Source organism: Bacillus sp. JJ1127, from assembly GCF_036965845.1.
GTDB lineage: Bacteria > Bacillota > Bacilli > Bacillales > Bacillaceae_G > Bacillus_A.
The window spans coordinates 1-1,395 of record NZ_JBALQK010000433.1 but is presented as its reverse complement, the minus strand read 5'-3'; the positions used below and the strand labels follow the sequence as shown (position 1 = coordinate 1,395).

The 1,395-nt window shown below is 35.1% G+C and carries 2 protein-coding genes; both read left to right on the top strand.

Annotated elements, in window-relative coordinates; all coding sequences use genetic code 11:
* Nucleotides 1-311 precede the first annotated feature (311 nt).
* Nucleotides 312-854, top strand: a complete 543-nt coding sequence (locus V7183_RS25575; protein WP_335361292.1) for a hypothetical protein — start codon at nucleotides 312-314, stop codon at nucleotides 852-854.
* Between the two features lie 100 nt (nucleotides 855-954).
* Nucleotides 955-1,176: a hypothetical protein gene (locus V7183_RS25570; protein WP_097899469.1), complete on the top strand. Its 222-nt coding sequence runs from the start codon at nucleotides 955-957 to the stop codon at nucleotides 1,174-1,176.
* Nucleotides 1,177-1,395 lie beyond the last annotated feature (219 nt).

Below are 1,395 nucleotides of genomic sequence, written 5' to 3'. Positions count from 1 at the left end.
TGACTCGTCTTTTTTGTGTTTTATAAAGGGATAGTGAATTTTATGATGAAAAGAATTTAATTAGAAAAAGAAAATATGAAAGACAAACTGCATCGGACGCTCTTCTCTATACAGATGCCTCACTTATGAGAGGGATGAAAAAACGCTAGAGATGGTAGATGTAGGAATTAAAAGACAAACGAATGGATTTGCTGATTTTGATAGTTTATTTGTATTGTTTTTATTAGGAAAGGGAATACATGGATTCAACAGTGCCCCTACATTTTCTGCAAGCCTATTATACTGGGCGTATTCTATAAAGGGGAAAGGAAGTGAAAGGCCGCATGTTTGATTCAATTCATGTGGTGCATTCCTTACCTGGAAGAACACGATTGCAGGTTAAAAGTTCTAATCATCCCACTATGATAGAAAGTTTAGTTCGTTCCCTTCCACAAGTATTTTCAGCAACTTATACGTGTGAAACAGGGAGTTTGCTTATTTACCATGATGTAAATCTATCTCTGTACAACTTGAAAACATGGCTAACTCGTTTTCTTTTACCTGAAAAGAAGATACATAATGGTACATTTTCATGGAAGCAGTTGGTGCCTGTTGCAGCTTGTGCCGGGGCCTTTTTAGCAAATTGGTATATTCAAGGCAGTCAGCTTGGACTTGTGTGGAAAACAGCTTCGTATTGGGCGGCGATGGTCACTTCCGTTTTTACTTCTTATGAAGTTATAAAAGATGGAATAAGTAATATTTTTAAAGAAAGAAAAGCAAATACCAATACGTTAACGACAGTATTTATTTTTGCTTCTTTATATTTAAAAAAAACCAGGTTCAGCGCTCGTTATTACACTGATCTCTACCATTAGTGAACTATTAACAGAATATACGTCGGAAAAAACGAAACAGTATATTCATTCTGTTGTAGAATTTGATACGACATATGCATGGCGAGTGAATGAGTATGGAGTGGAAGAGAAAGTTGCATTGGAGAACATCGAAATTGATGACACTGTTGTAATTTTCACAGGAGAATATATGCCAAAAGAGGTAGGAAAGAATATACATGTTTATGCGGGGAGTATTTTGCATAACGGATTGTCTTTTAGTGCATCCAAGTTTTTTTCATATCATGCTTATCAAGCTAGTGTTTTAAGGTATCCCAAAAACGAAAATTTTATCTTTTCATAGTGTCCCATGAGAATTCAGTTCATTTTTTTGTTTTGGAGAACAATGAATTTCTTAACTTGATGGGCGGGGTGTTTAAGGTGTATTTTTACGATTTTACAGAACGAATAGATAAATATCTCTAAAAAAAATCAAAAAGCCATTGACTATTATTATATAGAGGTGTAATATTATATGAGTCGCCGATAGCAACAAAGCAAGACGCGGCAAACGAGTTCTCTG